The following is a 714-nucleotide window of genomic DNA, read 5'->3' as shown; positions in this document are numbered from 1 at the left end:
AGTCCTTCAAAAACGATTAATTTCATCATTGTTTTCTCCTTTTTTTGATTTTTGTTGGATTTTTAAAAGTTAATGATATCACTAATTGTTCCATCGAGATTGTAATATGTTGTTGTGATTGGTTCTTCATCATAATCGTATTCGCTTTTTTCTTTAAAAGTTATTCCATCAGGTTGATATTCAATATATTTAAACATGTTACGATACTTTTTATCGTATTCATATGCATAGTCAATAGTTTTTCCATCAAGTCGATACACAGTTTTTTTAATAATATTGCTAGTAGCTTTGTCGTATTCATCTATGTAATGAATAGTTTTACCATCAAGTTGATAAAAAATGTCTTTAATAGATGTACCAGTATCTTTATCGTATTCTTGAATAACTTTATATCCGTAATTGTCAATAAATTCTTTTTTGGTTGTTTTCATTGTTTTCTCCTTTTAATCTTAATTTGGGCATAAAAAAAGACCTTCAATTTGAAGGTCTAAAAGTATTAATTAATTATTTGATTTTCCTTAATTGTTTTAAATAAGTAGTTTTTTCTAATTCTTCTTTGGATTTGGTTAAAAGGGCTAAGTATTTTTGACTATCTTTAATCATTTTAGAAATAAAATGATTATCTGGATAAATTCGTACTACATGATAATTAGTGTCATGAAAATAAACTAAAAAGTAAGCAAAGTGCGCTTGAGAACAATAGAGTGACATTGA

1 protein-coding gene and 1 pseudogene are annotated in these 714 nt (G+C 25.8%); both read right to left on the bottom strand.

Annotated elements, in window-relative coordinates; genetic code table 11:
• Positions 1-62: 62 nt before the first annotated feature.
• Entirely contained in the window at positions 63-431 is a 369-nt protein-coding gene (locus tag RI68_RS02710) for a DUF2963 domain-containing protein (RefSeq protein WP_017193704.1), read from the bottom strand.
• 73 nt (positions 432-504) lie between these two features.
• Positions 505-714, bottom strand: a pseudogene (locus tag RI68_RS02705) (endonuclease); the annotation flags it as partial.

Origin of the sequence: Vaccinium witches'-broom phytoplasma str. VAC (assembly GCF_000309405.1) — a bacterium.
GTDB lineage: Bacteria > Bacillota_I > Bacilli_A > Acholeplasmatales > Acholeplasmataceae > Phytoplasma.
The sequence above is the reverse complement of the archived record's forward strand: the minus strand, read 5'-3'. Positions and strand labels throughout refer to the sequence as shown.

Bases quoted from the DNA above. Each gene is read 5' to 3' on its own strand.
- RI68_RS02710 (WP_017193704.1), bottom strand. From the start codon at position 431: ATGAAAACAACCAAAAAAGAATTTATTGACAATTACGGATATAAAGTT.